Annotated in this window: 26 protein-coding genes and 3 pseudogenes; 8 read left to right on the top strand and 21 right to left on the bottom strand. The window is 64.2% G+C overall.

Features of this window, described 5'->3' with window-relative positions:
• Window positions 1-410: 410 nt before the first annotated feature.
• The 3 genes from ACSFBL_RS29135 to ACSFBL_RS29125 form a co-directional block, all read right to left on the bottom strand.
• Window positions 411-728 carry a CcdB family protein gene (locus tag ACSFBL_RS29135; protein ID WP_435519296.1) on the bottom strand — a complete coding sequence of 106 codons (318 nt, stop codon included), beginning with the start codon at window positions 726-728 and terminating at the stop codon, window positions 411-413.
• Window positions 728-1,039 carry a type II toxin-antitoxin system prevent-host-death family antitoxin gene (locus tag ACSFBL_RS29130; protein WP_435519295.1) on the bottom strand — a complete coding sequence of 104 codons (312 nt, stop codon included), beginning with the start codon at window positions 1,037-1,039 and terminating at the stop codon, window positions 728-730. The genes ACSFBL_RS29135 and ACSFBL_RS29130 overlap by 1 nt, the downstream gene beginning before the upstream one ends.
• A gap of 202 nt (window positions 1,040-1,241) precedes the next feature.
• Window positions 1,242-1,442 carry a type II 3-dehydroquinate dehydratase gene (locus tag ACSFBL_RS29125; RefSeq protein WP_435519294.1) on the bottom strand — a complete coding sequence of 67 codons (201 nt, stop codon included), beginning with the start codon at window positions 1,440-1,442 and terminating at the stop codon, window positions 1,242-1,244.
• On the opposite strand from ACSFBL_RS29125, the gene ACSFBL_RS29120 reads away from it, so the two are divergent.
• Window positions 1,435-1,683 carry a hypothetical protein gene (locus tag ACSFBL_RS29120; RefSeq protein WP_435519293.1) on the top strand — a complete coding sequence of 83 codons (249 nt, stop codon included), beginning with the start codon at window positions 1,435-1,437 and terminating at the stop codon, window positions 1,681-1,683. The two genes, ACSFBL_RS29125 and ACSFBL_RS29120, sit on opposite strands and share 8 nt — an antisense overlap.
• Here ACSFBL_RS29120 and ACSFBL_RS29115 read toward each other — a convergent pair.
• From ACSFBL_RS29115 to ACSFBL_RS29090, 6 genes are all read right to left on the bottom strand, one after another.
• The gene (locus tag ACSFBL_RS29115; protein WP_435519292.1) at window positions 1,680-2,543 is read right to left on the bottom strand and encodes a VOC family protein; all 864 of its coding nucleotides are present in this window, start codon (window positions 2,541-2,543) and stop codon (window positions 1,680-1,682) included. The genes ACSFBL_RS29120 and ACSFBL_RS29115 overlap by 4 nt on opposite strands.
• 9 nt (window positions 2,544-2,552) lie before the next feature.
• Window positions 2,553-2,831 carry a hypothetical protein gene (locus ACSFBL_RS29110; RefSeq protein ID WP_435519291.1) on the bottom strand — a complete coding sequence of 93 codons (279 nt, stop codon included), beginning with the start codon at window positions 2,829-2,831 and terminating at the stop codon, window positions 2,553-2,555.
• Window positions 2,832-3,112: 281 nt separating this feature from the next.
• On the bottom strand, window positions 3,113-4,237 hold the full coding sequence (locus ACSFBL_RS29105; protein WP_435519290.1) for a hypothetical protein: 1,125 nt from the start codon (window positions 4,235-4,237) through the stop codon (window positions 3,113-3,115).
• 3 nt (window positions 4,238-4,240) lie between these two features.
• On the bottom strand, window positions 4,241-5,200 hold the full coding sequence (locus ACSFBL_RS29100) for a hypothetical protein (protein WP_435519289.1): 960 nt from the start codon (window positions 5,198-5,200) through the stop codon (window positions 4,241-4,243).
• Window positions 5,201-5,483: 283 nt separating this feature from the next.
• On the bottom strand, window positions 5,484-6,488 hold the full coding sequence (locus ACSFBL_RS29095) for an ABC transporter substrate-binding protein (RefSeq protein ID WP_435519288.1): 1,005 nt from the start codon (window positions 6,486-6,488) through the stop codon (window positions 5,484-5,486).
• Between the two features lie 73 nt (window positions 6,489-6,561).
• Window positions 6,562-7,740, bottom strand: a complete 1,179-nt coding sequence (locus tag ACSFBL_RS29090) for an FAD-dependent monooxygenase (protein WP_435519287.1) — start codon at window positions 7,738-7,740, stop codon at window positions 6,562-6,564.
• A 673-nt stretch (window positions 7,741-8,413) separates the two neighbouring features.
• On the opposite strand from ACSFBL_RS29090, the gene ACSFBL_RS29085 reads away from it, so the two are divergent.
• Window positions 8,414-9,670, top strand: a complete 1,257-nt coding sequence (locus tag ACSFBL_RS29085) for an ABC transporter substrate-binding protein (RefSeq protein WP_435519286.1) — start codon at window positions 8,414-8,416, stop codon at window positions 9,668-9,670.
• A 113-nt stretch (window positions 9,671-9,783) separates the two neighbouring features.
• Here the strand turns inward: ACSFBL_RS29085 and ACSFBL_RS29080 are convergent, their stop codons facing one another.
• A complete protein-coding gene (locus tag ACSFBL_RS29080) occupies window positions 9,784-10,206 on the bottom strand; it encodes a secondary thiamine-phosphate synthase enzyme YjbQ (RefSeq protein ID WP_435519285.1) in 423 nt (140 codons plus the stop codon).
• 422 nt (window positions 10,207-10,628) lie between these two features.
• Window positions 10,629-11,576: an alpha/beta hydrolase gene (locus ACSFBL_RS29075; RefSeq protein ID WP_435519328.1), complete on the bottom strand. Its 948-nt coding sequence runs from the start codon at window positions 11,574-11,576 to the stop codon at window positions 10,629-10,631.
• Window positions 11,577-11,855: 279 nt separating this feature from the next.
• On the opposite strand from ACSFBL_RS29075, the gene ACSFBL_RS29070 reads away from it, so the two are divergent.
• Together ACSFBL_RS29070 and ACSFBL_RS29065 are read left to right on the top strand one after the other, a co-directional pair.
• Complete coding sequence (locus ACSFBL_RS29070) at window positions 11,856-12,092, top strand: hypothetical protein (RefSeq protein ID WP_435519284.1); 237 nt, start codon at window positions 11,856-11,858, stop codon at window positions 12,090-12,092.
• A 432-nt stretch (window positions 12,093-12,524) separates the two neighbouring features.
• Complete coding sequence (locus ACSFBL_RS29065) at window positions 12,525-12,980, top strand: hypothetical protein (protein WP_435519283.1); 456 nt, start codon at window positions 12,525-12,527, stop codon at window positions 12,978-12,980.
• A 227-nt stretch (window positions 12,981-13,207) separates the two neighbouring features.
• On the opposite strand, the pseudogene ACSFBL_RS29060 reads toward ACSFBL_RS29065, so the two are convergent.
• From ACSFBL_RS29060 to ACSFBL_RS29045, 4 genes and pseudogenes are all read right to left on the bottom strand, one after another.
• Window positions 13,208-13,922: pseudogene (locus tag ACSFBL_RS29060) on the bottom strand (type IV secretion system DNA-binding domain-containing protein).
• Between the two features lie 318 nt (window positions 13,923-14,240).
• Complete coding sequence (locus ACSFBL_RS29055) at window positions 14,241-14,366, bottom strand: hypothetical protein (RefSeq protein WP_435519282.1); 126 nt, start codon at window positions 14,364-14,366, stop codon at window positions 14,241-14,243.
• Between the two features lie 81 nt (window positions 14,367-14,447).
• Complete coding sequence (locus ACSFBL_RS29050) at window positions 14,448-14,594, bottom strand: hypothetical protein (RefSeq protein ID WP_435519281.1); 147 nt, start codon at window positions 14,592-14,594, stop codon at window positions 14,448-14,450.
• Window positions 14,595-15,181: 587 nt separating this feature from the next.
• Complete coding sequence (locus ACSFBL_RS29045) at window positions 15,182-15,907, bottom strand: JAB domain-containing protein (RefSeq protein ID WP_435519327.1); 726 nt, start codon at window positions 15,905-15,907, stop codon at window positions 15,182-15,184.
• 465 nt (window positions 15,908-16,372) lie between these two features.
• Here ACSFBL_RS29045 and ACSFBL_RS29040 point away from each other — a divergent pair, with 465 nt between their 5' ends.
• Both ACSFBL_RS29040 and ACSFBL_RS29035 read left to right on the top strand, forming a co-directional pair.
• Window positions 16,373-16,624 carry a hypothetical protein gene (locus ACSFBL_RS29040; RefSeq protein WP_435519280.1) on the top strand — a complete coding sequence of 84 codons (252 nt, stop codon included), beginning with the start codon at window positions 16,373-16,375 and terminating at the stop codon, window positions 16,622-16,624.
• A gap of 907 nt (window positions 16,625-17,531) precedes the next feature.
• Complete coding sequence (locus tag ACSFBL_RS29035) at window positions 17,532-18,095, top strand: hypothetical protein (protein WP_435519279.1); 564 nt, start codon at window positions 17,532-17,534, stop codon at window positions 18,093-18,095.
• Between the two features lie 391 nt (window positions 18,096-18,486).
• On the opposite strand, the gene ACSFBL_RS29030 is transcribed toward ACSFBL_RS29035, so the two are convergent.
• The 4 genes from ACSFBL_RS29030 to ACSFBL_RS29015 are packed head-to-tail and all read right to left on the bottom strand — an operon-like array spanning window position 18,487 to window position 23,341.
• Window positions 18,487-19,854 carry an MFS transporter gene (locus tag ACSFBL_RS29030; protein ID WP_435519278.1) on the bottom strand — a complete coding sequence of 456 codons (1,368 nt, stop codon included), beginning with the start codon at window positions 19,852-19,854 and terminating at the stop codon, window positions 18,487-18,489.
• 36 nt (window positions 19,855-19,890) lie between these two features.
• Entirely contained in the window at window positions 19,891-20,655 is a 765-nt protein-coding gene (locus ACSFBL_RS29025) for an SDR family NAD(P)-dependent oxidoreductase (RefSeq protein WP_435519277.1), read from the bottom strand.
• A complete protein-coding gene (locus tag ACSFBL_RS29020) occupies window positions 20,652-22,529 on the bottom strand; it encodes a feruloyl-CoA synthase (RefSeq protein WP_435519276.1) in 1,878 nt (625 codons plus the stop codon). The genes ACSFBL_RS29025 and ACSFBL_RS29020 overlap by 4 nt, the downstream gene beginning before the upstream one ends.
• Before the next feature lie 38 nt (window positions 22,530-22,567).
• Entirely contained in the window at window positions 22,568-23,341 is a 774-nt protein-coding gene (locus ACSFBL_RS29015) for a crotonase/enoyl-CoA hydratase family protein (protein WP_435519275.1), read from the bottom strand.
• Between the two features lie 103 nt (window positions 23,342-23,444).
• Here ACSFBL_RS29015 and ACSFBL_RS29010 point away from each other — a divergent pair, with 103 nt between their 5' ends.
• Window positions 23,445-24,308 (top strand): amidohydrolase family protein, encoded by an 864-nt coding sequence (locus ACSFBL_RS29010; protein ID WP_435519326.1) that lies wholly within the window; start codon window positions 23,445-23,447, stop codon window positions 24,306-24,308.
• 42 nt (window positions 24,309-24,350) lie between these two features.
• Here ACSFBL_RS29010 and ACSFBL_RS29005 read toward each other — a convergent pair.
• A pseudogene (locus ACSFBL_RS29005) lies at window positions 24,351-25,047 on the bottom strand (LysR substrate-binding domain-containing protein); the annotation flags it as partial.
• On the opposite strand from ACSFBL_RS29005, the pseudogene dmpG reads away from it, so the two are divergent.
• A pseudogene (gene dmpG / locus ACSFBL_RS29000) lies at window positions 25,040-25,605 on the top strand (4-hydroxy-2-oxovalerate aldolase); the annotation flags it as partial. The pseudogenes ACSFBL_RS29005 and dmpG sit on opposite strands and share 8 nt — an antisense overlap.
• 273 nt (window positions 25,606-25,878) lie before the next feature.
• Here the strand turns inward: dmpG and ACSFBL_RS28995 are convergent.
• Window positions 25,879-26,850, bottom strand: a complete 972-nt coding sequence (locus ACSFBL_RS28995) for a LysR family transcriptional regulator (RefSeq protein ID WP_435519274.1) — start codon at window positions 26,848-26,850, stop codon at window positions 25,879-25,881.
• Between the last annotated feature and the right edge of the window lie 106 nt (window positions 26,851-26,956).

The raw sequence follows: 26,956 nt of genomic DNA, 5'->3' as shown, positions 1-26,956 counted from the left end.
AAGCGGCGCTGTTGCTCATGAGACAGCGGGTCTGGGCACGTGACGGCGTTTGCGCGACTCCGGAAATGCCGTTAAACGCGGCGCGGCCCTGACCGTCCGCTGCAAACGCGATCCTCGCGAGCGCTAGCTTTGGACTGTTGCCGTCGTTCCGTCACAGAAATGATCGCAAACAATGTCGGCGGGGTGCCGTCGAGTCGCCGCCCTGCGCTGGCATGACGGCGCCAGCCGGCCGTTCGCCAATTTGGCACAAGGCTTCGCCGTCCTAGAACCCGAAGTTTGCGGACTCATTGAGAACACATCAGGTGCGTCGCCATGCCGGGCAACAACGCAAGCCGGATCGAGCCGCCTGGCTATGGCGTTGAACGTAGAGCGTCAGTGGCCTGTGTCGACCGGGCTCCGGGGCACAAGAGTCAGATGCCGGAGATCACAGCATCCAGCGCCGCGCCGATGTCGCCGGCACGGTGCCCAACAGACAGCACTGGTCGCCTCAGGAGGCGTTTGTCTATCGGCGCAGCAAGGTGCGGCATCAGGGTCAGCGTCTCGCCGTCGACCTCCAATGGTGGACACAGGTTCACCGGTAGCCTGGCTGCGCTTGCGCCCACGCGCGACAACGGCATGACCAACCGCGTTGGCAAGGCGTCGATCAGGCCGCTTTGCACATCCACCACGAACGGAACCGATTGGCGCGATGCCGGATTTGGGTTTGGGTAGACGTCGAACTGCGGCATCAGCCGTTGTCCCGCCACGCTACGAGACCATCGCTCCAGAGACCGTTGCGCTCGAAGTCGCTATTCTGCTCGGCCAACCACTGTTGATGCGTTTCGTTGAACTCCTTGCGCCGCTGTGCCAGCGTCTTCCGACGGGATGCGGCCGTGAGCGCCTGATAGTGGGCATAGGACATGATCACGGTGTCCGGCCGGCCATCCTTCTCCACGATCACGGGTTCGGTTTTGGCTTGGGCGCAGATCTGGCCGAATCGGTTCTTCGCCTCGGTAGCGGCAACTTGCATGGACGTGCTTTCGTTGACAAGAATGGCCATTTTAGCTAATGAAGCTTTCGACGCCTAGACCTGTCGGGGTCGCGTGCTGGTGAAGGTCTTCCATCCAGCGGTCGTGACGACTCCGCTCGGCCGCACTTCGGCCACGAGGCACTCAGAAGCGCACGAGCGGATCGAACAGCTACTTTGGATGCAGCAATCCGGCCTTGTTGGTCAGCCGGTCAAATACTCAAGCACCTGCGGATCAGGTCGTCTCTTCGCTCAGCATCTCCAAGATCGACCTGATGGCAGCCCGGTAGCCGCCGGGGCCAGGGCCGACGATCACCGCGGTGGCCACCGCGGACATGGAGGAATGGCGGTACGTCTCCTCGCGGCGATGGAGGTTGGAGATGTGGATCTCGATGATTGGACCCGGAAACATCTTGAAGGCCTCCAAAATGGCCATCTTCCGCAACTCCGCCGATCGCGTGGCCGACTGTGTGTTCGTGGTCCTTGGTTACGAAACACTTGTCCGGGAGTCGGTTGTCCACGCCGAACTCGAGGCGGCCTTGCGGGCGTCCGGCGCGGCCGAAGGCGCACTCAGCGGTTCTCTACACGCTCTCGCATTTGGCAACGGCCGAGGACGTCGCCGGCACGAATCCGTCCTGAAGAATTCTCGGATTTCCGCCATCATCTGCACGCCCTAGTAGCGGAAGCTTTCTTCGCCGGCGACGTAGTTGCGATTGGTCATCTCGGGATTGCGGTTCACCAGCGGGCGGCCATACAGTGGATGCAGCAGGCTGCGCACCTCGTGCTCGAGCTCAGTCAGCGGTGCCGAGGTCGCCGGATCGACGATTTGCCGAAAGCGGTACTGGTAGGCATCGTCTTCCTGGGTGATGAGCCCCAGCGCGCGCAGGCGCCGGTAGGGGCCAGAGAAGTCGTTGACGTAGATCTGCACGTGATGCTGGTCGTACGGCGCCGGTGCTGAATCGCCTTCGCGGTAGACGAACGTCTGGCCAGGCCCGACCCGGATGCTCGCGTAGGCGCCTTGCGCATCGGAATGCACAGACACAAGAGCGCCCATCACTTCCCGGTAGAACGTCGCGATGCCGGCCGTCGTGCCGCGCGCCACATCGAGTTCGACCGATGGCAGCCCCAGGCGCATGCGTGCGTAACGTTCACTGGACTCGAAGACCCGAAAGCGATTGCCCCAGGGACAGGTCGCGCTCACGTGGTTGGGATGCACATCGAAACCGAATCGGGTCCCGGCCAGCAGCGAAGCCACCTTCGCGAGCCGCTTCAGCAACGCCTCGCGACAGGGCATCACGACGGAGATGGTGCCGCGCAGGACCATCGGCGCGCCGGTCGGCATGTGAATCTGGCTTCGGCCGATGTTGATCCACATGTTGCCGATGCCCGTGAAGAGGTACGGATCGCGCGTGAGACCAAGGCCCATCACGTAAAAGATGGTCGCCAGTTGCTGGTCGGGGATCTCGACGTTGACGTGCTCCAGCGCGACGATGTTGCCGGTGTCCCCCTGCGTGCGATCGAATGCCCCGGTGTTCATGTTGTCCCTTCAAAGTTTTGCCGCCCCCGCCGACAGTGTCTGCCAGGTGTCCTGACGCGCCGAAGCGAACAGGGCTTCGATGGTGCGCAGCGTGTTCGCCATACCGCACCGGGGCGAACCGGTGACGTCCACCTCGATGCCGCCATCGGGCGATGAACAGAGTACGTTCCCGCTCCTGTCGTTCAGGCAGGATGCGCCGGCCAGCGGACAAATAACGCGCCAATCCGCGTTCGTTGAACATGCCGCGTCAGCCGCGACGGCATTTCCGACGCCGGTCGCGAACGCCACCCCCACCCATGACTGCAATGGGCTTCAGTGTCCTCCACGAAATTTACATCGGCATGCCTCTTGAGTTCATGAGCCACGTTGCGGTTGGTAGTGCAAGCGCGGCCATCCGCCGCAGACGGGGCGCAATAGCAGTTCTCCGCGGCCTGAACGTGCAGAACACTGATCTCTGGCCGGAAAGCCACGGGGTGTCGCATCCCCGTGCTCCAGGAATGAATGCACTGCAGATCACCATTCACACGGATCGCCGCATGCGGCCCCATGGAAAATTGGACCGACCGGCGTCATGGTTTGATTCGGGGCCTTCCGACGCGTTGGCCGATTTCCTGAGCGGCCGATTGAAGGGTCGCATTGCGCGGGAACTGGGCCGCGTACTGATTCGAGGAAGTGACCAGTCCCCCCGCCGGTGAGCCGAGCAGCGCCGACGACAGAATCGATGACGCCTCGGGCATCAACAGATAGGCCGTGATCTTGCGAGGATCGGTTCCAGGTTTGCTCAGCATCGCGACGATCGCGGCATCGACATCGCTCCCTTGGCCGACGCTCTCGATCTGCGCGGTGGCGCGCAGCCAGTTGGCGTACCTCACAGCATCCGTGAGGCCGAACTCGCCGGTGGCGCTTGCGAAGCGTGGCTCGCTGTTGACGAGGAGCTGGGCGATCTCATTCAACGAGCGAGCGGAGTAACTTCCCAGGACCTTGGGATCGTCATGGATCGATCCGGCCAAGATGTCGGCCGCGTAGGGGTTCGCCGAGCCGCGGATCGCCGACAGAAGTTCATCCTGCACGGCCGCAGGCGCGAGCGGCGCCATGTGGGCCAGCTCGCCGTAGTAATCGTCCGCACTCAGGACGCGGGCCTCGAACGCGGTCTTCAGCAGCGCATCGGATCCCGGCAGATAGCCGATGCGCGAGAAGCTCAGTGCCGCGGATCGCGCGACCTCCTTGTTGCTGTCGCCCACCAGGCTGCGCAGATCCAGCAGGATGTCCGCGTTGTAACCGGTCGCGTTGTCTGGTGAGTACAGCCCTCCCAGGATGCGGGCGAGCGCAATCTTCTCGTCGTCGCTGATTCCAGCCCTCAGCAGAGTGTGCGCTGCCAAGGCCGATCGCGTGGCGACAGGCACGCCCTGCGCGAAGATTCGATCGAGCGCATTGCGTCCCTCGATGCCGGGCCTCGAAACATACGAGGCGAGCGGATTTTGCGCGTCCTGCTTGTCCTTCGCGGCCGCGATCTCCGCCGCATACTTTGCGGCGGCTACGGAGAAATCTCGTTCATCTTGACGGGGCGCGGGTGCCGGCGTGACCCGATACGGTGCCGTCGATGCATCCGGTTGCGACTCCATCCATCCCCAGAATGTCCCGCCCAGGGCAATGCCCGCGACGGCGAGAAGGCCGGCTTTTTTCATGCCTGCCACGCCTCAAGTCCATCCCTTCATCGTGTTGAAGAGCCTCGACGGCATCATGACGCCGCCCTGGAGGTCGCGATTCCGGTCCAGCCAGAGTTGAGGAATCGGGTAGATCGACGGCATGCCTTCATCGTCGGCCGTCCGTTCGTAGACGTTCACGATGAACGTGTCGCAACGGTACAGTCCGCGCACGGGCGGACGACCCCACATCAGGGGCTTGGCGCTCGTGTAGTGCTGACCATAGGTGTAGTCGGCGCCGATGAGAAAGGCCTGATAGGCACGCTTGACCAGCGCCATCCTGGCCCGCACATCCTCGAAATCCGTCACTTGCAGGCACGCCGTCCTGAAGCATTTGTTCAACAGGTGGTCGGGGTTGTTGGGAGCGGCCGTTCCCCAGTAGGCAGAACGCGACTTGAAGCTGGCAAGTGATTCGTACTGGATGGCATTGCTGCCCTCATTCAGTACTTCGACGACGACGCTGCCGTCGTACATGCCGGTGTGTCCCAGCGGACCCAGGCCTGAGATCGACAGGTCGCGTCCCACAATGTCGCCCGCCGATTGGGGATCACCCGAGACGACGTCGGAGCCGATGTTCCAGAGCGCCCGACCGCTGCCGTAGATGACCAGATTGCCGTCATCCTGCGCTGCCAGATACGCACCCGGGTCGCCGCCCGTTTGCGAGTTCCAGAGCGGGACGCCGTTGGCGCCGTACACGACGAGGTTGCCATCGCCCTGCATCGGGGCGAGCGCACCGGGGCTCTGAGTCTGGCTGTTCCAGCGCGGGGTCCAGTCCGATGTCCGGTAGTAGACAAGATTCCCGTCGGTCTGCATCACGAGAACGTAGCGGCCGTTGTCGGAACTGATGGATTGGCCCGGTGAAAGCGCCGTGTTGGGCGCCAGGATGCCGGCGCTGGCGAAGCATGCGGCCAGGACCAGTGCGAGGGAACCGAAAGCCCGAAATGGCGTCACCATCACAACCCCCCAGACATGCCTGTCTGCGCGCATCGCGCTGCGCCAGCACGAATCTCAGCGCTGGCCCCGGTCTCGCTTGTGAAGTGCGCAAGTGAGGCGGCAATTGTTTCGCAAAGGCGTGGCAGGTGCAAGCGCGCAGCCTGGTGCTAACGCCCATCTCCAGGAAACAGATGCCTTCCTGACGAAGGGATCGAGGCATCGCATCGAACCGATGCAACCGCCGCTTGACGGCTCAGCGCTGTGACACGGCCACGGTCGTCGCTGAGGCCCTTGGGCATGATCACTACGAAACGACGAAGTCCGCGTAAAGGACAAGGGGCTTCGGAAAGCTCAATCCGAATCTTTTGGCGGTCCTTGCATTCAGGGCCAGGAGGTACTTGGTGGTTTGTTCGACGGGAAGATCCGCTGGCCGCGCGCCGTCAAGAATCCTGGCGACGAAATACGCGGCGCGCTCAATGCCTTCGCGACCGTCCGCCCCGTAGGCCATGAAGCCACCGAGCCATGCGTAGCCCGTATATCCCGCGATCGACGGCAGCCGGTATGCGAGAGACAGCCCGGCCAGCTTCCGCAGATTGATACTGATGCGCTGATCCGCAAGGATGCTGAGCGCGGACGCGCCTTCCTTCTTGCACGCAAGGAATGCGGCGTCGAGTTCATCGACGTCGGTCAGTCTCACTTCAATGAGCTGCACGCCCAGCTTCTCGGCCGCTGCTTGTGTGATGCTGAATTCACGCCGGGCCCGCGGGTTCAGAAAGTCGAGGACAGCGATTCGCGCGCTGCCAGGCACGGCGTCGTGCAACAAGCCGAGTCGCTTGCCGGCATGCTCGGCCGTCGGCATGTAGACGCCGGTGAGGTTATGGCCCGGTCGAGCCAGACTGTCGATCAATCCGAGGTCGACGGGATCGCCGAAGGCGACGAAGACCACCGGAACAGAACTCGTCATGTGCTTGACGGCAACCGCGATGGGCGACGCCATGGCGACAATCACGTCCACCTTCATCGCGAGAAACTCCTCGACGCGCCCGGGCACGTCCGCCCCCTCGCCCAGAAAGCGGGATTCGATCGTCAGATCCCGCCCCTCGCTCCATCCCAGCTGGCCGAGCCTGGTACGGAAGAGGAGTTCGCGCGAGTTCGGTCCGAAAAGCGTTGATGGCCTGCCCAGCCAGAGGATCCCGACGCGGGGCGACCGGGATGACCGTGATGGGCTTGTCTTTTGCGCTGACGCGCCCAACGGGGCGATCAGTGTGGACAGCTCCAGCACGCGTCGTCGAGAGATGCTGCTGTTCATCTTGAGTCACCTCCTGGCCTTGCGGCGACTGCCTGCCGGGGCGGAGTCCGATCGGTTCATCTTCAGTCCTGGCTCATGGCTGCGGCGCTGCGGACCAGGCGTCGTGGCCGTAAAGCCAGGCCACGGCGTCCAGGGACCAGTCCGTCATACCGCGCGCCATCTCCGCATCGCGTTGCTGTTGCGCCGGACCGTCATCGAGGTGGAAGCGCAACTTGTTTGATGCCGACAGCGCTTGCAGCCGCGCCGTTCGGGGAAGTCGAAGGGATTCATACTGCGCCAGAGCGTCCCGGACTTCATCACGGTGTCGTCCGGCAAGGCACGAGGCCAGCGTCGCGCCATCCTCCATGGCCTGCGCCGCCCCCTGCGCCATGAACGGCAGCATGGCGTGACATGCATCACCCAGCAATGTCACTCGGCCCATCGACCACCGCGCCATCGGGCTTCGATCGAACAACGCCCACTTGTAGGTGTCGTCAACCGCTTCCAGGATCGCGCGCACTTGGGGATGCCAATCGGCAAAGGCGGCGCGAGCCTCCGAGATCTCACCTCGATCCATCCAGGATTCGGCGGTCCACTGATCCTGCTCGATCACGGCGACGAAGTTCACCAGTTTGCGCTCGCGGACGAAGTAGTGGACGAAATGCTTGCCGGGGCCCATCCAGACCTGGGACGTCACTTCCAGATCGAGGCTGGAGAGCCGCTCGGCTGGCGCCAGGCCGCGGTAGGCCACGCACCCGGTGAAACGTGCGGCACCGTCTCCATGAAGCGCTTGGCACACCGATGAATGGATGCCGTCGGCCCCGACCAATACATCGACTTCGAGGCGCAAGCCGCTGTGGAACGCAACCTCGACGTGGGGGCCGCGATCGATGAAGCCCTTGAAGCGCTCGCCGATATGCAGTCGCGCGGCGGGGAAGACCCGAATGAGCGCCTCCAACAGGTCCGCGCGATGCATCTGGTAGTGAGGGAACCCGAAGGCAGCCTCCATGGCATGGGCAAGCGGCGTGCGCAAAAGGGTTCGACCGTCGTCCCAGCGTCGCTGGTGCCAGGCGAGTGGCTTCACGCCCGTGCGGGCCAGCATTTCAGCCAAGCCCAAACGGTGCAAGACACGTGAGGCGTTGGGACTGACCTGGACACCGGCACCGATCTCTCGCAGCGACCCTGCTTGCTCATAGACGTGGACGTCGACGCCCGCCCGCAACGCGGCCAACGCCGCGGTGAGGCCGCCAACGCCGCCACCGATGACGGCCATCGACACATCCATATGCGCCATATTTCGGTACCGGCTTACGGAGGCGACAAAGCGTACACCGGCGGAAGCCGTTTGTTCAGTCAGTGGGTCGGACTCACCGATTGCGCCGTGCGGTCGGTACCGTTTTCACGACGCGCTTCCCGCCTGCCTGAAGGCCATCCTCTCACAGGAGCCATCTTTGACCGAAATCAGCAGTTTCGAGCGGACGAACGACCTGTGCAGGGGCCACACGCATGCGTGGCAGGCCGAATGCGAAGAACATCACGGACCGTCCCCGTCGGAACTGCACCAACGCTTGCTGGTCAGCTGCAGGGATGAACTTCACTGCAGCTTCATGTGGCGTGTGGCAAGCGTTTCCGTTCCCATGCTTCTGGCGATCACCATCTGGGTAATCCTGACCTCCTAGGAACCGACATCGCGGGCGCACCTCACGAGACCACAGGGTGAGCGCGTCGAGGTCATGAGTCGTTCGCTTCGCGCGGGGCCTGCAGCCGCTTCGGACCGGCCGGAGTCCCCGGATGGATGAAATCATCCTGGAAACGAGCACTTTCGCACGGAAGGTTGCTTCGACTGCACCTGGCCTAAGGATATATACGGGTCCGTTACACAAGGCAGTAACGTGACGATGCGCGCGGCCTCGAGCCTTCGCTCCGGGAACACAGGACGCACATCCATGATCAGAACCTCCGCCGCCTTGGCCGCGTGCCTGGCCCTCGCCGCCATGGGCGCGCAGGCGCAATCCGCCGGTTCGTCCTCGACGGCGGCGCGCTCGGCAACGGCTGCCTTGGCGCAACCGACCGGCGCGCTCAAGGTCGGCCTCATCGGACCGCTCACGGGACCGTCCTCCGACTTTGGCCTTCCGATGCTCAACGGCGTGAAACTGGCCATCGACGAGATCAACTCCTTCGGCGGCTACTTGGGTCGCCCCCTCGAACTCGTGATCAAGGACGATCAGGCCAATCCGGACCTCGGATTGAAGCTCTCGAAGGAGCTCATCCAGGAAAAGGTGATCGCAACCATCGGCTTCTGCAACACCGGCGTTGCGATGAAGTCGATCGATGTCTTCCAGGCGAACCAGGTGCCGTTGCTCGTGCCCTGTACCACCGGCACGCCTGTCACGACCAAATACCCTCCGGCTGAGAGCTACATCTTCCGGAACGCCCCGGCCGATTCGATACAGGCGCCGTTCATGGTGAATGAGATCGTTGCGCGACGGTGGACGAAGGTGGCTGTCTTCGCGGACAACACGGGTTACGGCGAGGCCGGTCTCAAGGACGTGCAGAAGGCCCTGGAAAAGAAGAACCTCAAGCCCGTCTACATCGGCCGCTTCGACCTGGGCGTCAAGGATGTCACCGCGCAGTTGAAGGAGGCGCGCGCTGCCGGTGCGGATGTGATCTTCATCTACACGATCGCGCCGCAGAACGCGGTCATTGCAAACGGTCGCCACGCCATCGGTTGGAAGGTGCCGCAGGTCGGCGCGTGGGCGCTTTCCTTCCCGCTCTTCATCGACGGCGCAAAAGACGCTGCGGAAGGTTCGCTGATGGCGCTCAGCTTCGTGGCGGAGCCGACCAACGAGCGGCGCGCGACCTTTCTTGCGAACTACGCGCGCAAGTTCAACGTGACCCGAATCCCGGTGCCGATGGCCGCGGCGCAAGCGTACGACGCAACCTATCTGCTGGCCCATGCGGTGATGAGCCTGCCGAGCGACAAGCTGAGCGGAGTCCACATCAAGGACGCGCTCGAGCATCCCAAGCGGACCTACTACGGCGTGGTGACGACGTACGACAGACCTTTCAGCAACGACAGGGAAGCCCTGACCGAGAACATGCTGGTCGTGGGCACCGTGAAGAATGGCGGCGTCACCTTTGCGCGGGCCGAAGATGCGACGCGCAACACCATCGTTCAGCGCAAGCTCGCGCGCTTGCCATGACATTCGTTGGCGCCGGGCGTTCTACGCACGTGATGGCTCTGGTGCCCCGAGCCCAAGGTGGATCGCCCAGCCGACGCAAATGAGTGAAGGGGCTCCCGCGCTAACGATTCAGATCACTCGCCGATCAGATGCAGCACGACCTGCCGCCGGTGCGGCTGCAGCCGATGCTCCCACAGAAAGATGCCCTGCCAGGTCCCGAGCGTCAAGCGCCCGTCGCTCAGGGGAATTGACAGCTGCACTGCCGTGAGGGCCGCCCGGATGTGGGCCGGCATGTCGTCTGGCCCTTCATCGCGGTGGCGGAAGTGCGGGTCGCCATCGGCGACCAGACGGGCGAGGAAGGCGTTCAAGTCCGCCTGCACGTCGGGGTCCGCATTTTCCTGGATGAGCAAGCTGGCTGAGGTGTGACGGATGTAGAGAGTGAGAAGCGCGGTCTGCAATCGTTGCGCTCCGACCCAGCTCGCGACCGGGCCGGTGATCTCGACCAGACCGCGGCCCGGCGTCGGGACGTCCAAAGTGGTGACGAATTGATGGAGCATGTGCGCGAATCAGCGGTGTGTCTTTCTGGAAGCGTGGATGGACCAGCGCGGACGCGAGCTTCCAGCCCTCGCATCCTATTCCGCCTGGCTGCGGGGCACATGCGCTTCCTACCTGGCGAGCCTGGCGACGGTCGACGGTTCTCGCGGCCGCCGCGGAGACCATCTTGGGACGGACGTTGGTCCACAGCCGGCGGTGTTGGGAGAAGATCAGACAGCCGCCGCGAGCGCCTCACGTGACCGTTCAAGTGCGGCCATCGGTTCAGAGATGGCGCGGCGTGCCCTGCACCTGCCCGCGCCCGTCGAGCCATGAACACGTTGGTCGTGGTCGTCTGGCTGCGTTGAGTTCTGCGCCTCTCGGACTTCGCCGTGCCCTCTTCCACACCGACGTTGGGCGCCAGCTTGATCCGACCTGCTGCGGGTGCCTACCCCGGAGGAAGCGCCGGTTCCGCACGCTCTCCGCCCTTTGACTTCAAGCGCGACGCTGCAGAGCCAGCGTTGACAAAGTCCACGACGTCGTCGAGGACAGGGGCCACCCCATGCAGCGGCCAGGCAAACGCGCCGATCAGGCTTGCGTGGCCCGCGCGTTCATACAGCTTCAGTGTCGTCGGCACGCCTGCCGCGTGCAGCTTGCCGCTCAGCTGAAGCGTGCTGCGCTGTGGGTTGACCAGACGGTCGTCGGTGGCGGCGCCGAGGAAGCTTCGAGGTGCATTGGATGGCGCGAACTCGATGGGCTGGGCGTGCTTCGGGTAATTGGGATGAAAGAAGACCGGTTGCACCTCGGGGTTGTCAGTCGGAAAGAAGTCGTAAGGCCCAGCGAGCCCAATCCAGCCGGCGAGTTCGGTCGGCGAATGGTCGGTTGCCCTCAGCCATCTCGGATCCAGCGCCAGCATTGCGGCGTTGTAGCCGCCGGCGCTATGGCCCATCACGAAGACGCGATTCGGGTCACCCCCCAGGCTGACGGCCTTCTCCAGACCATAGGCAAGCGCCTCTGCGCTGTCGCGCAGGAAATCCGGGTAACGCACCTCGGGATACAACCGATAGTCGGCGATCAAGGTCAGTACGCCGCGAGCGGCCAGGGCCTTGCCAACGAAGCGGTAATCGGCGCGCGCCCCCGAATTCCAAGAGCCGCCGTAGAAGAAGACGACGACTGGCCATCCGGCGTCCGGTGCAGGCGTCGTGGGGCGATAGATGTCCAGGCGTTGCGCGGGCAAGGCGCCGTAGGCCACATCCGCCTGCACGATGGCGGCATCGGCCGCAGACAAGGCGTTGAGCGTGCCGACCGCCGAACAGCCGCCAATGCAGAGGCCAACTACCGCGAGGGCCGCCAGACGCGCGATGACTTGAGAAAAGCTGTTCCCGGCAAATGACATCTTCACGAAGGATCAAGAAAAGGTGCTGCTTTCTTCGGCAGTGCCTGGTCTTCTACGCACGTAGACGATGATCGGATCAACCGTGTCGCGACTTCGCCCACATCGGCGCGGCGAGGCCTGTGCGCAAATTTCGCTCGAAATCGACCTCCGGCAGGACATCGGGGAGTTGCAGGTCGCCGATCCTCCTGTCGACCAGCTCACGCAAGCGCCGCGATGTGTGCGGCAGCGAGGGGCGGGGATTCAGCACGAGTTAAGGTCGGCCGCGCACACTCCGCGCCCATGACCATGCCTAGGACGCGAAGCAACGTCGCCGCCGACGGCCGGCTCGGGCGGAAAGAGCGCGAATCGACTGTGTTGCGTGCGCTCGGCGAACTCCCTGCCGAATGCCGCACACCCAGCGGCGCGGTGATCGCGCTTCTGCGTCAAGGTATCGACATTCCGCATTCGACCATTGCTCAGATCTTGCTTCGGCTGGAGCGCAGGGGCGTGATCCGCCTGGAGCGCAAGCGATGCTGACCCGTCGTTCTTTAAGCGCGACGGCGCGCAAGCAACACACCTGCCACGACCGGACAGTCGCTCACCCCACGGCGATGCCAACGGGTTGGCATTCGCAACGTCGGTCGCCGCTCCTCCCCTGCCCCATCGCGCCTCAAAACATGATCATCCGGAGGCTGTGACAGATGCGACCCGACATTTAATGTACTAACGCCACCCCTTTTAAGTGCCACCCAAGCACCTTCCCTTCGACTTAACACCCGAAGCACCATTCCCAACAAACACCAAAACTAGAACCCCGTTCCGTTAGTATATTCTCGGGATGCCATCCCTTTCGCTTTTTGACGAGTCCCTGACCACCAGGCCCTGCGCGACGCCTTCGAGCAGTGGCTCTCCGACCAGCGCGCAAGCGGTGCACTACGGCAACCGGGATCGATCGACGTCTATCGCGAGATGTGGCGCGGCTTCATGGGCTGGTGCCTGAGCCAATCGCCCACGGTCACGCTGGCGTCACTCGACGTGCGCGATCTGCAGGCCTTTCAGTCCGCGCGTTTTGGCATGAAGAGGCCCGATCTCTCTCTCACCCCACGTCACGCGCTGCGACTGCTTCGCCTGATCGATCGGGTGCTGCGCCACCACGCGGCGCAGTCCGACGAACCACCGAATACGGCCGCTTCGGACTGGCTTGCCGAGAATCCACAGGTGCGCTATGCGGAGGCTGCCAGCAGCGACCCGTTGCCGGAATATCTTTCGGTGGCCGAGGCAAAGCACCTGATCGCGTTCCTGTCCAACGCGCGGCCCCGCCCCGGGGTCGGCTCCCGTCGCGATGCCCACGCGGCGTTCTTCTGGCAGGAAAACGGTGGATTTTCTCGACTTTTGTCAGAGGGAAGCAACGAAGAGTCGCCCTGAAAGTACGGGGGGAGTACGGGGCGGTTTGGGGAACGGCCCTCGGATGCACGCGCGGCTCAGCGCGCGATCGGATAGTTGCCGGCGAGCTTCACGTAGCCAGTCAGGTTCGGCAACAGGTGGACTCCGCCGGCGACACCGGGCGTTCGGTGTCCTGCCGGTGCGAGAGCGTGCCCTTACCGCCTACCGAGCCGACGGACACGCTGGGTGCGCGCCGCAGTACCGTGTGCTCACTCGAGTTCATCGCACACGAGATGCATGCGCCGGCCCGGTTCCTCGGGCATCGAGAGCACGCTGGCACATGTCACATCGACCCAGCACGAGATCAGCGGCTTCAGCGCCTGCAGCATGTCTTCGCGCCAGGTGATCCAGAGGCTACCGTGCCCGCGGTCGAGCCAGTCGCGGAAGGAGAAGTCGCCCGATGGCAGGTACTTGTGCAGCGTGATGTACTGGGTCAGCACCGTGCGGATGCTGGCCAAGGTATCCGGCGCCCCATGGAAGCAGCCCGCGGCCGGGGTGTCTGCCAGAAGCGCCTTCAGGTCGTCATTGCTGGCCGTGGTCAGCCAGTGCATCAGCCGCTCTGTCGTTCCCGCACCCTGCCTCAAGAGGACCGTCAACGTCTCGCTGACGATGGTGCGCCCCATGCTGTTCCAGGTCTCCTGCTCGGTCGATGGGCTGCGCGGGATCAGGCTGATCGCGTACTGCTCACAGTCGAATGACGTCGCCGGGCCGGCAGAAATAGCGCATCGAGGCACCGTCCGGATCGACGCAGATGATCCGGTCGCCTCGCGCGACCGCGCTCTCGATGTAGTCGCCAATGCAGACGCTTTTCCCCGTGCCGGTCGACCCGCCGACGAAGAACTGCGTGTTCTCGACGTCCTTGGGGATCGGGATACCCGCGAAGAGGAATTGGCCCTGGCCTTTGCGCGTCTGCGACGCCAGCACCTCTGCCCGACCATCCTGGGTTCACGCAGACGCGTCACGAAGACCGAGCCGCCGAAATGATTGGTATATCGCTTTGCGCACGCCGCGAATACCAAGACCCCAAGCATGAGACCAAGCGCGGGACCGATCCAGAGCGCCGGCAGGAATGGCGTTTGCCTGGCCGCGTACCAGAGGCCTTTTGCGAACAGCGTCGCGGGCAACCGGTAATACAACGTCACATTGGCGATCCAGCCTGCAACGATGGCGAGCAGCACGCCAAGCGCTAGCCAGGAGCGCAGGGTGTTGTCGGGCGTGCGATGGTTGACGAACATGGGAACCTCATGGTCCCTTGAGGTACCGCTCGATCGCGCCGACATCGAGAGCCTGGTCCGCCTGCGCCCGAATGCTGTCGCCCACCGACTTGCGCACCATGACGTAAAGGCCGCACAGGATGCTCAGCAGCATTTCGGGATCGGTGCGCGCGTCGTCAGCGCCTCGCAGGCGCTCAATGTTGCTGCCGATCCGGTCGAGCTCTCCGCGGATCTCCTACAGTACGCCGACGTTGAGCTTGAGCGCGTCGAAGTAGACCTGCTTGATGTGCGAGCTCACGCCCGCCACGCCGGAAGCCGCGTGCGCGCGTGCAAGAACCTCGGATTCCTCGTCGTTGAACTTGATCGAGACTACGCTGGTCATTGTCATACCTCCTCAGCCTGCAACCATGCGGGTTTGCGGGCGCGAGGTCGTACCTGACCGACACCAGGTCATACCGAGCTTTCGAGGCTGCATGCGGGTTTGCGGGCACCTCGTAGGTGCGTATGGTGTATCGCCCCTAGGCGAGTCGACGGACCCACTTCCGCCCACTAAACCAGGGCCTTTGATGAGCAGAAGGTGTCGGTCGATCCTTCGGATCGACCGAGAGCGTGACAGCAGGCCGAAGGCTGACTGCATCCGAAACGCACCCAATCTGTAGCTCGTATGTAGTCGTTCCGTAGCGTTTCTGTAGGCGTTCTGTAGTGCCTGCGCATCCCGAATGCACCTGAACTGCATCACTTTTGCGTTCTTCATCTGTGCTCCAATCGATTCTTTGATAGAGACAACGTCCAATTTGAGGTCCACAACGTACCCTTTGGAGCAACGAGATAAGAAGCAAAATGCAACAGCAGGACGTTTTGCAGCGTATGAGGGAGCATGCAAGACCGGGCGCCAGGTCAAGGTCGAGGTGAGGAGCGGCCAGGCTGCAGCAGCCGAGCAAGCCGGGCACCGCCCGGCCGAACCGGGGCCTAGAGCAGTCCGCGCTCCGCGAACGACAGCGACTTCGCGCCGGCCACGATGACGTGGTCCAGGACCCGCACGTCCATCATCGCCAGGGCCGTCGCCAAGGTCCTCGTCAGCAGTTCGTCCGCACGCGACGGCTCGACGCTGCCGCTCGGGTGATTGTGCGAAACGATCAGCGCGCAAGCCTCATGCTGCAGGCAGCGCCGCATGACCTCGCGCGGGTAGACGCTGGTCTGCGTCAAGGTACCGCGGAACAGCTCCTCGAATGCGATGAGCGCGTTGCGCGCGTCGAGGTACATCACCGCGAAGCTTTCGTGCGGCTGTCCGGCGAAGTGAAGCTTCAGGAAGTCCGTCGCGGCGCGCGGCGAATCGAACACCGAACGGCTCGTCAGGTCCTCCACCAGGAGTTCCTGCGCGAGCGCCAGTCCCGTGACCAGCCGATGGCAGCTCGGCAAGGAAGACTGCCGCGCGAAATAGGCCAGCTTGAGCAGCGACCGGCCGTTGGCTTCGTAGAGGGCGTCGGCGTCGGCGCCGAAGAACGGGCGCAGTGCGTCGACGATGCGTTGCTGGCGGACGGTCAGCTCGGTGATTGCGGTCATGAGGAGCTCCTGTGAGACGACACAGGCGGGATTGCCTGCGTGGCCCCAGCTCCCTTGCCGCAGCGCAGTGCTCAAGGCCGCCGCAGGCGCGCCGTACGGCAGGACGGCGCCAAGCACGCGCAGCGCGCGCAGGGCCTTGAACGCGAGAACGGCGAGGTAGCGTCAGGCCTCGCAGGCAAGCCCACCCCGGCCTCCACAGGGAACGCGAAGGAGCCTGGTGTCTGCGTGCGCGAGGCACCAGCGGCGGCGGTCACGCCGGCGCCCGAGCCGCGGCGACAGGTCACTCGGCGCTCCGGGTTCCAGGGCCCTGCCAGACGGCAACCTGTTCGATGAGGTCGACGAAGCGTCGCGCCCGGAAGTCTTCGGGGAAAGTCTGCCCGCCTTCGGCGTCCGCGTCTCGTTCACCCGACGCTCGCGTCGGGTCCGAAGACGGAAATAGCCAGGATCCCTCGGCAGCGCCGCGTCTCGGCGCAGCGCGATCAGGGCTTCTTCGGACGGGTCGTCCAGCATGCCCGTCCGAACCGCGGGCATCGCGCGCGACGGCGGAACGCCCGTGGCCGGCGTATGCTGGCATCAGGCAAGTTGCAGGAGTTGGCGATGCTCTATACCTACGTCGATGAGGACGAAGACAAGGACCCGGTGGGTCCGCGCGACGCGCTGGAGCTGTTCAAGGCAGCGGCCGTGGAGGCAGGACTGATCCGTCCCGGCGATCCGCTCGACCAGAACGTGGTCGACTTCGCCAGGCTCGTCGTGGAGATGTGCGCATCGATCGGCGACAACTATGTCCAGCCCGAGAGCGCCGATGGCGCCACGGTCGGCGATCGCATTCGAGACGCACTGCAGGCGTGATGACGCGCCTGGCCGAGTGATCAGCGGTCGCGGCGCTGCCCTGCCGACCCATGGCACTTGGTGTGAATTCGCCGAAGTCTGCACCGTCCTCCTCTTTGACCGCTGGCCTGGCGCCTTGACCCTCGACGGCCGTTCGTTCAGACGTGACGAGGCCATCCGCATTCGACGGAATCGTGTTGGCTTGCGCAAGCCGAGGCCTCGATGATCTTGTCGGTCATCGCCAGTCACGTCACGGAGGCGAACAAGCCTTGAGCGAAGACCGGTTTGGCGGATTCGGGTGGATCGCTTCCATGCGGCACGCGGTGACGGCGCTGCGATACCCGGGTCGTTCGGGTGACGGTCACGCATCACCGGAAGGTGCCGCTTCGCGGCGCGGCCACCCGCGAGTCCGCACAAAAAAATCCCCGGGACCGTGGTCCCGGGGATTGAAATCCACCAATGAGGGTGGAGGAGACAACCGGACGCCCTCAATCAGGGCGCAAAAATCAGTCGCGGACTGGACCCCCCTCGTGACGCAAGCACCGTGCCTTGCCGGCAGCGGATGATCAGGAAGAGCCTTTCCCCTACAAGCCCGGACACGTGACAGCTTCGGCACGATCTTGCCTGAGAGCATCGCGATGCGGGAACGGCGCGGCGACGTTTTCGTGAGGGCCTTCACGCCCAGGCGCAGTTCTCGGGCAAGAGAGGCTTCGCATGGCGGCTCCGCGCTTGCCAGCGCGTCCCCGCAGCCGGGCAGGCCCGCATGCCGCATCGCGGATTTGGCGCCCGGGCCGAGTGGGCGTGTTGCGGCAGAGACCTGCGCCGCGCACACCGGCGCCCGGGCTTGAGTCCTTTGGTCCAGGTTTGGGCCCGCAGGGCTACACTGGTGCGCGCTCCGTGTCGGCGCCCCGAACTGATTCACCAAACAATGACAAGACTCGTCGTCTGCGGCGACAACGGCGGCCCGGTCCGATGGGACGGGCTGGTTTACGTTCGCGTCGATTCGCGCGCGATTGCGTGCGCGGAAGTCGCCAGGATCGGTGACGGCGGTCAACGTCTCCACGTCGAGCACTTTCGGCCAATCGGAATCAGTGCGGAGCACGCGATCGCTGTACGCAGGCTGACATTGCTCGAGATCATCACCCACGCGCTCGCGCAGGAACCTGCGTTCGCTGCCATCACCGTGTCGTTGCACTATCGAGCCCCGGGCGAGGAGGAAGGGATCGCCGAGGCTGCAGCCCGGGCATCCTTTCTTCGCAGCTTCGGCGCCAGCGAGATCCGGGTCACGCCGGACGTTGCCCAGACGAAGGCGGGGCAATTTGTGGTGAGCGCCCTCTGGGAGCGCAATCCCACCGCGGTGCAGATGCTCGAGGGATGTCTCGCAGCGGAGCGGGTCGGCTACGACCGCTTCGCCGCATCGCCGTCCCTGAAACAACGCATCGAGCGGTGGCTGCGTCCGGCGGCGCAGCGCCGGGACACACACGCTCTCTAGACATTCCGGCGGGCCGCGCCTGCCGGGCAGGCGAGAAGCCTTGCGACGCCGCGTCGAGGACTGACAGCCGCGCGGCGCGCTGTCCAGATGGCGTCCCCCTCCGGTCATCCAGTCGCCGACCACTGGCCGCTCCGGGCTAATTCGTCGCCGGCCACACCGGAAGAACTCGGTATGCATAGCAGGCTCGAAAGCCACAACAGGACTCAATCCGCAAGGATCTTTCGGCCGACACCCTCGGATTCGAACGCTGCCCCCAGTAGCGATCCCATGTGCTCGATCGCCACTGACCACTGCAAGACCGTCTCGACCATCCTCGCGGGCGCAACAGGCATGTGCCAGAGTCGCATGGCCGAGTCTCCCGTCTTGCGCTTGTGCTGAGCGCTGTTCAGTTTCAGTGGCCCATCACTTCGCCAGCGCGAGGCGTGGCACCCGCTGCAGCATTCTCTGGATGCGCCCTCTGCTTGATGAGCAAGGCGACGGCCGCAATCAGTCCGGGCACCGCCATGATGGCGAAGATGTTCGTGAAGCTCACGTTCTGGCGCGACAACTCGGCCACGATGAACGAGCCAGCGATGCCGCCGAAGCGCCCAATCCCCATCATCCAGGCCACGCCCGTCGCGCGCCCTTGCGTCGGGTAGAAGGCGGCCGCAAGCGCAGGCAGCGACGACTGCGACATGTTCATCAACGTGCCTGCAACGAACACCACGACAACGAGCGGACCGACAGCGTTGCCGACGTGTCCGATGGCGAAGATGGCGACCGCCGTCAGTGCAAAGCCGATCATGACCACGCGGTTGGCGTTGAACCTGTCCATCAGCCAACCGAACAAGACTGCGCCCACGCCACCGAGCGGAAACAACGCCGAGATCAAGGTGGCCGTCTGCGCGTCGAGCCCGACGTCCTTGAACAGCACTGGCATCCAGTTGATCAGCGCGTAGAAGATCACCAGACCCATGAAGTAGGTCACCCACAGCATGGCCGAGCCGACGATGTAGGCACGCGAGAGCACCACGCCCATCCCGCCCTTGGCGTTTGTCTTGGCTGCGTGCTCGGTCATGATGAACGAAGTGCCCTGGTCCGCCGCAGGGGAGACATGGCGCAGGACAGCGCGGATGCGCTCGGCTGGCCGTGCCTTGGCCACGAGGTAGCGCACGGACTCGGGCATCAAGACGACCATCAGCACCACGAGGATCAGCGGGACGGCGCCACCCAGCAAAAAGACGCTGCGCCAGCCCCACAGCGGGATCATCCAGGCTGCCAGGAAGCCGCCGAAGGCTGCGCCCAGCGGGAAGCCGCAGAACATCGTGTTCGTGAGGGTGGCGCGGCGCTGGTCCGGGCAGTACTCGCTCATCAGGGTGACGGCGTTGGGCATCGCGGCGCCGAGGCCCAGGCCGGTGACGAAGCGAAGGATCGTGAGCTGGGTCAGATCCGAAGCGAACCCGGAAGCGCCACAGCCGAGGCCGAAGATGGCGACCGACACGATCAGAACCCGCCGTCGTCCAAGGCGGTCGGCCAGAGGGCCAGCGGCGAATGCCCCCAGCGCCAGGCCGAACAGCGCTGCGCTCAGCACGGGCGCAAGCGCAGGCCGGGGCACGCCCCATTCCTTGAGCAGCGACGGCGCGACGAAGCCGATGGCGGCGGTGTCGAATCCATCGAGCAGAACAATCAGGAAGCACATCGTGAAGATCAGCCACTGGAATGGCGAAAACGGATGCTCATTCAGGAAGGACTGGACATTGATTTGCTTGTCATTTGTCATGGCTGTCTCCTTTTGATTTCGACGGGTCGTGATCGCTCAGCGGGGCGCCATGCGCAGTGCGCCGTCGAGCCGGATCACCTCGCCGTTGAGGTGACCGTTGGTGACGATCTGGCAAGCCAGTTCGGCGAATTCCGACGGCTTGCCCAGCCGTGGCGGGAACGGGATCGACGCGGCGAGCGACTGCTGGACGGCCTCTGGCAGCTCCATCATCAGCGGCGTCGCGAACAGCCCGGGCGCGATGGTGCACACACGGATCCCATGCTGCGCCAGATCGCGCGCCATCGGCAAGGTCATGCCGACAAGCCCACCCTTGGATGCGCTGTAGGCCTGTTGGCCGACCTGTCCATCGAAGGCTGCAACGGACGCGGTGAACATCATCACGCCACGCTCGCCGCCATCGTCCGGCTCGAGCTTGGTGCACGCCGCGGCGAACAGGCGGCTCATGTTGTAGGCGCCTACGAGGTTGACGTTGACCACGCGCACGAAGTCTTCGAGCGGCGCGGCGTTGCCGTCCTTGCCGACGATGCGCTTGGCGCTGCCGATGCCGGCCACGTTCATCAGGATGCGCGCCGGTCCATGGGCGCCGGCCGCCTTTGCCAGCGCTGCGCTGACGCTGTCGGCGTTGGTGATGTCGCACTCGCAGGCGATGCCGCCGATGTCCGCGGCCACCTTGGCAGCGAGTGTGGCGTTGCGATCCAGGATCGCAACCCTGGCACCGAGGCGCGCGAGTTCACGTGCAGTGGCTTCGCCCAGCCCGGATGCGCCGCCGGTGACGAGCGCAGCCTGTCCTTCGATTCTCATTTCTTGTCTCCTTGGGGTGTAGCGATGAAAGGGAGGCTGCCTGCGTGGAGCGCCTCGGCCTCTGCCGCGCGATGCTTGAGAACGGCGCGCTGGTTGATGGAACCCTTGTCGGTGATCTCGCCCTTGTCGATTGAAGCGGGCTCGCCCAGCAGTACAGCGCGGGCGATGCGGTTGGCGCTGCCCGTCCCGGACTGCGCGAGCGTGTCGACGAGCGCTTGCAACCACCGCTGCACGGGTTCGCTCGCAATCACGTCGCTCATCGTCGCGCTGTCTGGCAACCCGGCAAGCGCCCTGATCGCCTGTGTGGGGAACAGCATCGCCCCGACCTCTCTCAGGTTGATGCCGGTGAGCACCGCGTCCTGCAGATAGGGCGCGCCGGCCGTGATGATCTTCGCGCGCAGCGGCCCGACGCTGACGAAGGTGCCCGTTGCGAGCTTGAAGTCCTCGGCGATGCGCCCGTCGAAGCGCAGGCCCTTGTGGATGTTGCTCTCGTCGATCCACGTCACGGCATCGCCGCTGGCAAAGTAACCTTCTTCGTCGAATGCCTCTGCGGTCGATTCGGGTGAGCGCCAATAGCCGGGTGTGATGTTCGGACCGCGGTAGCGGATCTCTGTCTTGCCGTCGACGTCGACCAGCTTGATCTTCATCCCCGCGGCCGGCAGGCCGAGGTCGCCTGAATGCACGTCGGGCCCTGTGATGTAGAGCGCGAAAGGTCCGGACTCCGTCATGCCCAGGCCCGTTCCCATCACGATGCGCTCGCCGATCGCCTCTTCCTGCGTGCGATGCAGGCTGTCCCACACGGGTTGCGCCAGCGCGGCGCCGGCATAGAAGAACATTTTCACCCGAGACAGCAGCTTGTCGCGCAGTACCGCATCGTCTTCCATGGCTTCGGCGATCGCCTCGAAGCCGGTCGGCACGTTGAAATAGATCGTCGGCGCGATCTCGCGCAGGTTGCGCAGCGTCTCGGCCATGCCGGCGAGCGTCGGCTTGCCGTCGTCGATGTAGAAGGTGCCGCCGTTGTCGAGCACCAGGCCGACGTTGTGATTGCCGCCGAAGGTGTGGTTCCACGGCAGCCAGTCGACGAGGATCGGCGGTTCATCCTGGAGCGACGGGATCGACTGGCGCATCTGCTGCTGGTTGGCGCACCACATGCCGTGCGTGTTGATCACGGCCTTGGGCAGCTTGGTCGACCCTGAGGTGAAGAGGAACTTGGTGATCGTGTCGGGGCCGATGGCGTCCATCGCGGCGTCGACCGCGGGCGTGGCGGGTGTCGCGAGCAAGTCCGATAGCGATGTGGCGGCGCGGCCCTCGATCGTCCCCTGCGCCAGCACCACTTCGCAATCGGCGGGAATCGTCGTCGTGATGGCGCGGCCGTAGCGCTTGGCGTCGGTTGCGAACACGAGGCCCGGCGTCAGGGTGTTCAGGACATGGCGCAGCTTGTCGTAGTCCTGGCTGACCGTGGAGTAGGCCGGGGAGACCGGGCAATAGGGAATGCCGGCGCACAGGCAGCCCATCGCGACCAGGGCGTGCTCGAGGCTGTTCTCGGAGAGTATGGCCACGGGGCGTTCGGGCGACAAGCCGCGGTCCAGCAAGGCTTGCGCGATCGACCGTGCGCTTTGCAGCGCTTCGCCATAACTCACACGCACCCAATCCCCCGTGCTGCCATCCGCATTGCGGGCGCGTCTTGCGATGAAGGTGCGCTCCGGATCGACCGTGGCCCAGTGCACCAAGCGGTCCGTCATTCGCTGGGCGTAACCGCCCAGAGGCTCCGCGGCTTCCAGGTAGCGCACCCCGGGAGCACCCTCGCGCAGGACGCCGCGCGTGATGCCGAACTTCAGCGGCCGATAGCAGGGCAAAAGTGTTGTCTGGTCCATGTTCTGATCCTGGGCGCCGTGGCGCAATGGGTTGTCGATCAGACCTTGGTGACCTTGGCGGCCCTGCCTTCAAGGAAGTCGCGCACGCGCTCCTTGGCCTCGGGGGCGCTCTGGGCGATGCCGGCAATCAGCGCTTCGGTGAAGTAGCCCTGGTCTGCCGGTTGCTCGGCGATGCGCGGCAGTGCGTGCATCAATGCGTAGTTGGTGAGCGGTGCGTTCTTGGCGACGCGTTGGGCGAGTTCGAAGGCCTTGTCGAAGGCGCTCCCCTGGGGAACAAGGTATTGCGCGAAGCCTGCGCGCTCGCCTTCCTCGGCGTTGTAGACACGGCCGGTCAGCATCATGTCAGTCATGCGCGCCACGCCGATGAGCTTCGGGATGCGCACCGAGCCGCCGCCGCCAACGAAGATGCCGCGCGAGCCTTCGGGCAACGCGTAGAAGGTGGTGGTGTCCGCCACGCGGATGTGGCATGCGCTTGCGAGTTCGAGCCCGCCGCCAACCACCGCGCCGTGCAATGCGGCGATCACTGGCACCGGGCCGTGTTGCACGAGTTCCAGCGCCGCGTGCCACATGCGGGAATGCTGCATGCCCTGCCCGGCGTCACGCTCCTTGAGTTCGCTCAGGTCCAGACCGGCGCAGAAGTGCGGGCCTTCGCCGTCGATCACGGCGGCTCGAATGGCGGAGGGCATCTTTTCGAAGGCATCGCGAAGCGCAAGGATGAGGTCGTCGGAAAGCGCGTTGCGTTTCGTTTCACGTGTCAGGCGAATGATCGCCACGTCATCGCGGTACTCGGTTTGAATGTCGGTGTTGGTCATGGTTTGTGTCCTGGAGTGGATTGAATTATGGTTATGAAACATAACTACTTCAAGCCGGTAATCGTTATGTTTTATAAGTAGTTACCCTACGCTGGAGATCGTCATAGATTACGAAAACCTCATCGCCATCGACACCCACACGCACGCGGAAATCAGTTGCTGGAACCCGTTCGACAACTACGGGTCGGAGTACGACCGTGCGGCCGACAAGTACTTCAAGTCGAGCCGGCGGCCGACCATCCAGGAAAGCATCGACTACTACCGCGAGCGCAAGATCGGGCTGGTGATGTTCGGTGTCGACACCGAGTCGAACCTCGGCCGGCGGCGCATTCCCAACGAGGAAATCGCGGAGGCGGCGCAGAAAAACAGCGACGTCATGATTGCCTTCGCCAGCATCGATCCGCACAAGGGAAAGATGGGCGCCCGGGAAGCGCGCCGCCTCATCGAGGAGCACGGCGTGAAGGGCTTCAAGTTCCACCCCACGATGCAGGGCTACCACCCCTATGACAAGATGGCATGGCCGATCTACGAGGTGATCAACGAGTTCGCCCTGCCCGCTGTATTCCATACGGGGCACAGCGGCATGGGCTCCGGCATGCGGTGCGGCGGCGGGCTGCGGCTCGAGTACAGCAACCCGATGCACCTGGACGACGTGGCGATCGACTTTCCCGACATGCAGATCGTCATGGCGCACCCGAGCTTTCCGTGGCAGGACGAGGCGCTGAGTGTCGCGACGCACAAGCCCAATGTGTGGATCGACCTGTCAGGCTGGAGCCCGAAATACTTTCCGAAGCAGCTCGTGCAATACGCCAACACCTTGCTGAAGGACCGCGTGTTGTTCGCGAGCGACTGGCCGCTGATCTCGCCGGACCGATGGCTCAGCGACTTCGAGACGGCGGGCTTCAAGCCGGAAGTGGTTCCCGGCATCCTGAAGGGCAACGCGAAGCGATTGCTGAAGCTTGTCTAGGCGGCCTTGAAAGCGATCACGGGCCGGGGCCGCGTTGCACGGTCATTCAACCAGGGTTCCGGCGACTGCCTTTTGCGGCGCTGCCTTCTCCGGCTTGGCCGCGAACAACTCTTCGCACAAAGCGCGCAGCCAGCGATTGGCCGGGTCCTGGTGGTAGCGCGCGTGCCAGTGCCATTTGACGGTGAAGGGTGGCACCGGCACCGGGGCAGTCCCAGACCGCCAGGGCGCTGCCTGATCTGGCGCTGGCGCTATACGACGCCGGCGTTTCGCCGATATGCCGTGGCACGGTCGCGAGCAGGTCGGTCGTCGACACGACGGCCGCCAGGCCGAGGAATCCTGGCAGCTCCAGCAGGATGCGCCGCTCGACATGCTGGCGCTCCAATGCCGCTTCGAGCAACTGGACGCCGGTGCCCCCGACGCTGCCGATATGTGCCTCGGCCTTGTAGTCGCGCAGACCCAGGCCCTTGGCGCCGATGCGCGGATGGCGTGCATTCACGAGGCACAACCAGTCCTCCGGATACAGCACCTGTTGATAGAAGCCCGACTCGAGCCAGGGCACCAGGCCGATCGCGAGGTCCGCTTGGCCGGATTGCAACGCCTGCCCGGTCTGGCCGTCGATGCGTGCGGCCTCGAGGCGCACGCCGGGCGCCACGGCGCGTACGTGGGCGAGCAGGCGCGGCAGCAACGTGATGTGACTCGCATCGGTCATGCAGATGCGAAAGCGCCGCGTCGTGGTGGACTCCCGCGGCGCACTGAGCATGAGCGAGGTCCGCGATCGTTTCCGCGCGCTCAAGGAAGTCCTGAAACCGGAAACGCAAACGGGCATGCACGCGCATCACAAGCTGAGCCTCGGTGTGGCCAACAGCATCGTCGCCGTGGAGGAAGGGTGCGACCGCGTGGACGCCAGCCTGGCCGGTATGGGCGCCGGCGCAGGCAATGCACCGCTCGAAGTGTTCGTCGCCGCCGCTGCGCGCATGGGCTGGAACCACGGCACCGACCTCTACAAACTGATGGACGCGCCGACGACATCGTCCGCCCCTTGCAGGACCGCCCGGTGCGCGTCGATCGCGAAACCCTGGCACTTGGCTATGCCGGCGCGTACTCGAGCTTCCTGCGCCATTCGGAAGTCGCTGCCGGCAAGTACGGCCTGAAGACGGTGGACATCCTCGTCGAACTGGGCAAGCGCCGGATGGTCGGTGGCCAGGAAGACATGATCGTCGACGTGGCGCTCGACCTGCTGAAGGTGGCCGGGCATGAACGCGTACATCCGCAGCCCAGCATGAGCGAGGCCGCCTAGGGTCGCGCACGTCAGCCCTGTCGCGCGGCGACGTCGGCGCCTAAGCCCTGGACTTTGGAACGATGCCGCAAAAGTCGGCAATCAGCCTCAGACCTGACCTTGAAGTTCGATTTTCCAAAGACGGGTAGTGGCCGAGACTGCCTGTTCGACAAATTCGCCGATAGCTGCCCTTGGCCAACAGCGCGATCATGCGAAGGTCAGCTACCAAGCGCGGCCGCAAAGTGGTACTCGCGGCCATGAGCGGCCGGTCGCGAGCGTCAGCTTTCGGGTAGGCTACCTAGCGCTTGCAATCCTGCGTGCCTTGGCCTCGCCGGCTGCAAGCTCCTTGCTACTCAGCACGAAGCGGTCTGCATCCGCAAGGCGAGCGACGGCAAGGTCGATGAATCCCCGTACGCGAGCCGGCTGCGAAGTCCGGCTTCCGTAGTAAACGTGCACACCGAGGTGTTTCGTCGCATGCTTCACCAGCAACGGCAGCAGTCGTCCGGCTCTGATGTGGGCAGCAACCGACAAGCCCGAGAGCAAGCCGATGACGTGGCCCGACATCACGGCGTCAACTTCGAGTTCCGTGTCATTCGTCGACAGCGCTGGCGGCAGTTCGCGGCTGACGACCTCGTCGCCCAGCTTCAAGGTCCAGGGCAGCACCCGACCGGTGCCGGGATGGCGAAACATGCTGCATCGGTGGCTTGCCAGTTCTTCGATCGTGCGGGGAGCTCCGTGGCGTTCGACATAAGCCACGGAAGCACAAACGACCAGCTGCACAGGAAATAGATTTCGAGCGATCAACCCTTCTTCCGGTGCAGAGCCGATGCGAAAGCCGACGTCGGCCCGATCGTGCACCCAGTTGCCAATGCGGTCGTCCAACTGGATGTCGGGCTGGATGTCCGGGTGCAGGTTGCAGAACTCGTCGATCACAGGCCACAAAACGGGCAGGAACGACGACTTCGGCGCCACGATGCGCAAGGGCCCGGCGATGTCGTCCTTCGACGTTCGTACGCGGTCTACGGCCCTCGTCAGGGCAGCCAAGGCCGGCTGTGTGGATTCAAGGAACTCCCGCCCCTCGTCCGTGAGCGAGATGGCGCGCGTCGTCCGATGCAAAAGGCGAACACCCAGGTGTTGCTCCAGCTGGGCGAGCGTCTGGCTTGCAGCCTGGGGACTGATACCCAACGATTCAGCGGCACGCCGCAAGCTACCCAACGCGACGGCTCTTGTGAATGTCTCGATCGCTCGAAGCTGGTTGATGGCCATGCTCTTCCTCGGTTGCACGACATTTGATTATCAACCTGTGGCTTGCGAGTGGTTCAACGCTTAGCTGCTTCTCTCTTGATGGTCGCCGGCCTACATTCGTTCTCTT

The sequence above is a fragment of the Variovorax glacialis genome, assembly GCF_051216375.1.
Lineage (GTDB): Bacteria > Pseudomonadota > Gammaproteobacteria > Burkholderiales > Burkholderiaceae_C > Variovorax.
The sequence above is the reverse complement of the archived record's forward strand: the minus strand, read 5'-3'. Positions and strand labels throughout refer to the sequence as shown.

What these genes read in the sequence shown, in the direction of transcription:
- ACSFBL_RS29115 (WP_435519292.1), bottom strand. Translation starts at nt 2,543, where the DNA reads ATGAACACCGGGGCATTCGATCGCACGCAGGGGGACACCGGCAACATC.
- ACSFBL_RS29015 (WP_435519275.1), bottom strand. Translation starts at nt 23,341, where the DNA reads ATGACCAACACCGACATTCAAACCGAGTACCGCGATGACGTGGCGATC.
- ACSFBL_RS29080 (WP_435519285.1), bottom strand. Translation starts at nt 10,206, where the DNA reads ATGCTCCATCAATTCGTCACCACTTTGGACGTCCCGACGCCGGGCCGC.
- ACSFBL_RS29030 (WP_435519278.1), bottom strand. Translation starts at nt 19,854, where the DNA reads ATGACAAATGACAAGCAAATCAATGTCCAGTCCTTCCTGAATGAGCAT.
- ACSFBL_RS29020 (WP_435519276.1), bottom strand. Translation starts at nt 22,529, where the DNA reads ATGGACCAGACAACACTTTTGCCCTGCTATCGGCCGCTGAAGTTCGGC.
- ACSFBL_RS28995 (WP_435519274.1), bottom strand. Translation starts at nt 26,850, where the DNA reads ATGGCCATCAACCAGCTTCGAGCGATCGAGACATTCACAAGAGCCGTC.
- ACSFBL_RS29025 (WP_435519277.1), bottom strand. Translation starts at nt 20,655, where the DNA reads ATGAGAATCGAAGGACAGGCTGCGCTCGTCACCGGCGGCGCATCCGGG.
- ACSFBL_RS29040 (WP_435519280.1), top strand. Translation starts at nt 16,373, where the DNA reads ATGCTCTATACCTACGTCGATGAGGACGAAGACAAGGACCCGGTGGGT.
- ACSFBL_RS29075 (WP_435519328.1), bottom strand. Translation starts at nt 11,576, where the DNA reads ATGTCATTTGCCGGGAACAGCTTTTCTCAAGTCATCGCGCGTCTGGCG.
- ACSFBL_RS29070 (WP_435519284.1), top strand. Translation starts at nt 11,856, where the DNA reads ATGACCATGCCTAGGACGCGAAGCAACGTCGCCGCCGACGGCCGGCTC.
- ACSFBL_RS29035 (WP_435519279.1), top strand. Translation starts at nt 17,532, where the DNA reads ATGACAAGACTCGTCGTCTGCGGCGACAACGGCGGCCCGGTCCGATGG.
- ACSFBL_RS29120 (WP_435519293.1), top strand. Translation starts at nt 1,435, where the DNA reads ATGGCCATCTTCCGCAACTCCGCCGATCGCGTGGCCGACTGTGTGTTC.
- ACSFBL_RS29050 (WP_435519281.1), bottom strand. Translation starts at nt 14,594, where the DNA reads ATGACCAGCGTAGTCTCGATCAAGTTCAACGACGAGGAATCCGAGGTT.
- ACSFBL_RS29055 (WP_435519282.1), bottom strand. Translation starts at nt 14,366, where the DNA reads ATGCTGCTGAGCATCCTGTGCGGCCTTTACGTCATGGTGCGCAAGTCG.
- ACSFBL_RS29095 (WP_435519288.1), bottom strand. Translation starts at nt 6,488, where the DNA reads ATGAACAGCAGCATCTCTCGACGACGCGTGCTGGAGCTGTCCACACTG.
- ACSFBL_RS29135 (WP_435519296.1), bottom strand. Translation starts at nt 728, where the DNA reads ATGCCGCAGTTCGACGTCTACCCAAACCCAAATCCGGCATCGCGCCAA.
- ACSFBL_RS29090 (WP_435519287.1), bottom strand. Translation starts at nt 7,740, where the DNA reads ATGGCCGTCATCGGTGGCGGCGTTGGCGGCCTCACCGCGGCGTTGGCC.
- ACSFBL_RS29065 (WP_435519283.1), top strand. Translation starts at nt 12,525, where the DNA reads ATGTGGCGCGGCTTCATGGGCTGGTGCCTGAGCCAATCGCCCACGGTC.
- ACSFBL_RS29130 (WP_435519295.1), bottom strand. Translation starts at nt 1,039, where the DNA reads ATGGCCATTCTTGTCAACGAAAGCACGTCCATGCAAGTTGCCGCTACC.
- ACSFBL_RS29085 (WP_435519286.1), top strand. Translation starts at nt 8,414, where the DNA reads ATGATCAGAACCTCCGCCGCCTTGGCCGCGTGCCTGGCCCTCGCCGCC.
- ACSFBL_RS29100 (WP_435519289.1), bottom strand. Translation starts at nt 5,200, where the DNA reads ATGGTGACGCCATTTCGGGCTTTCGGTTCCCTCGCACTGGTCCTGGCC.
- ACSFBL_RS29125 (WP_435519294.1), bottom strand. Translation starts at nt 1,442, where the DNA reads ATGGCCATTTTGGAGGCCTTCAAGATGTTTCCGGGTCCAATCATCGAG.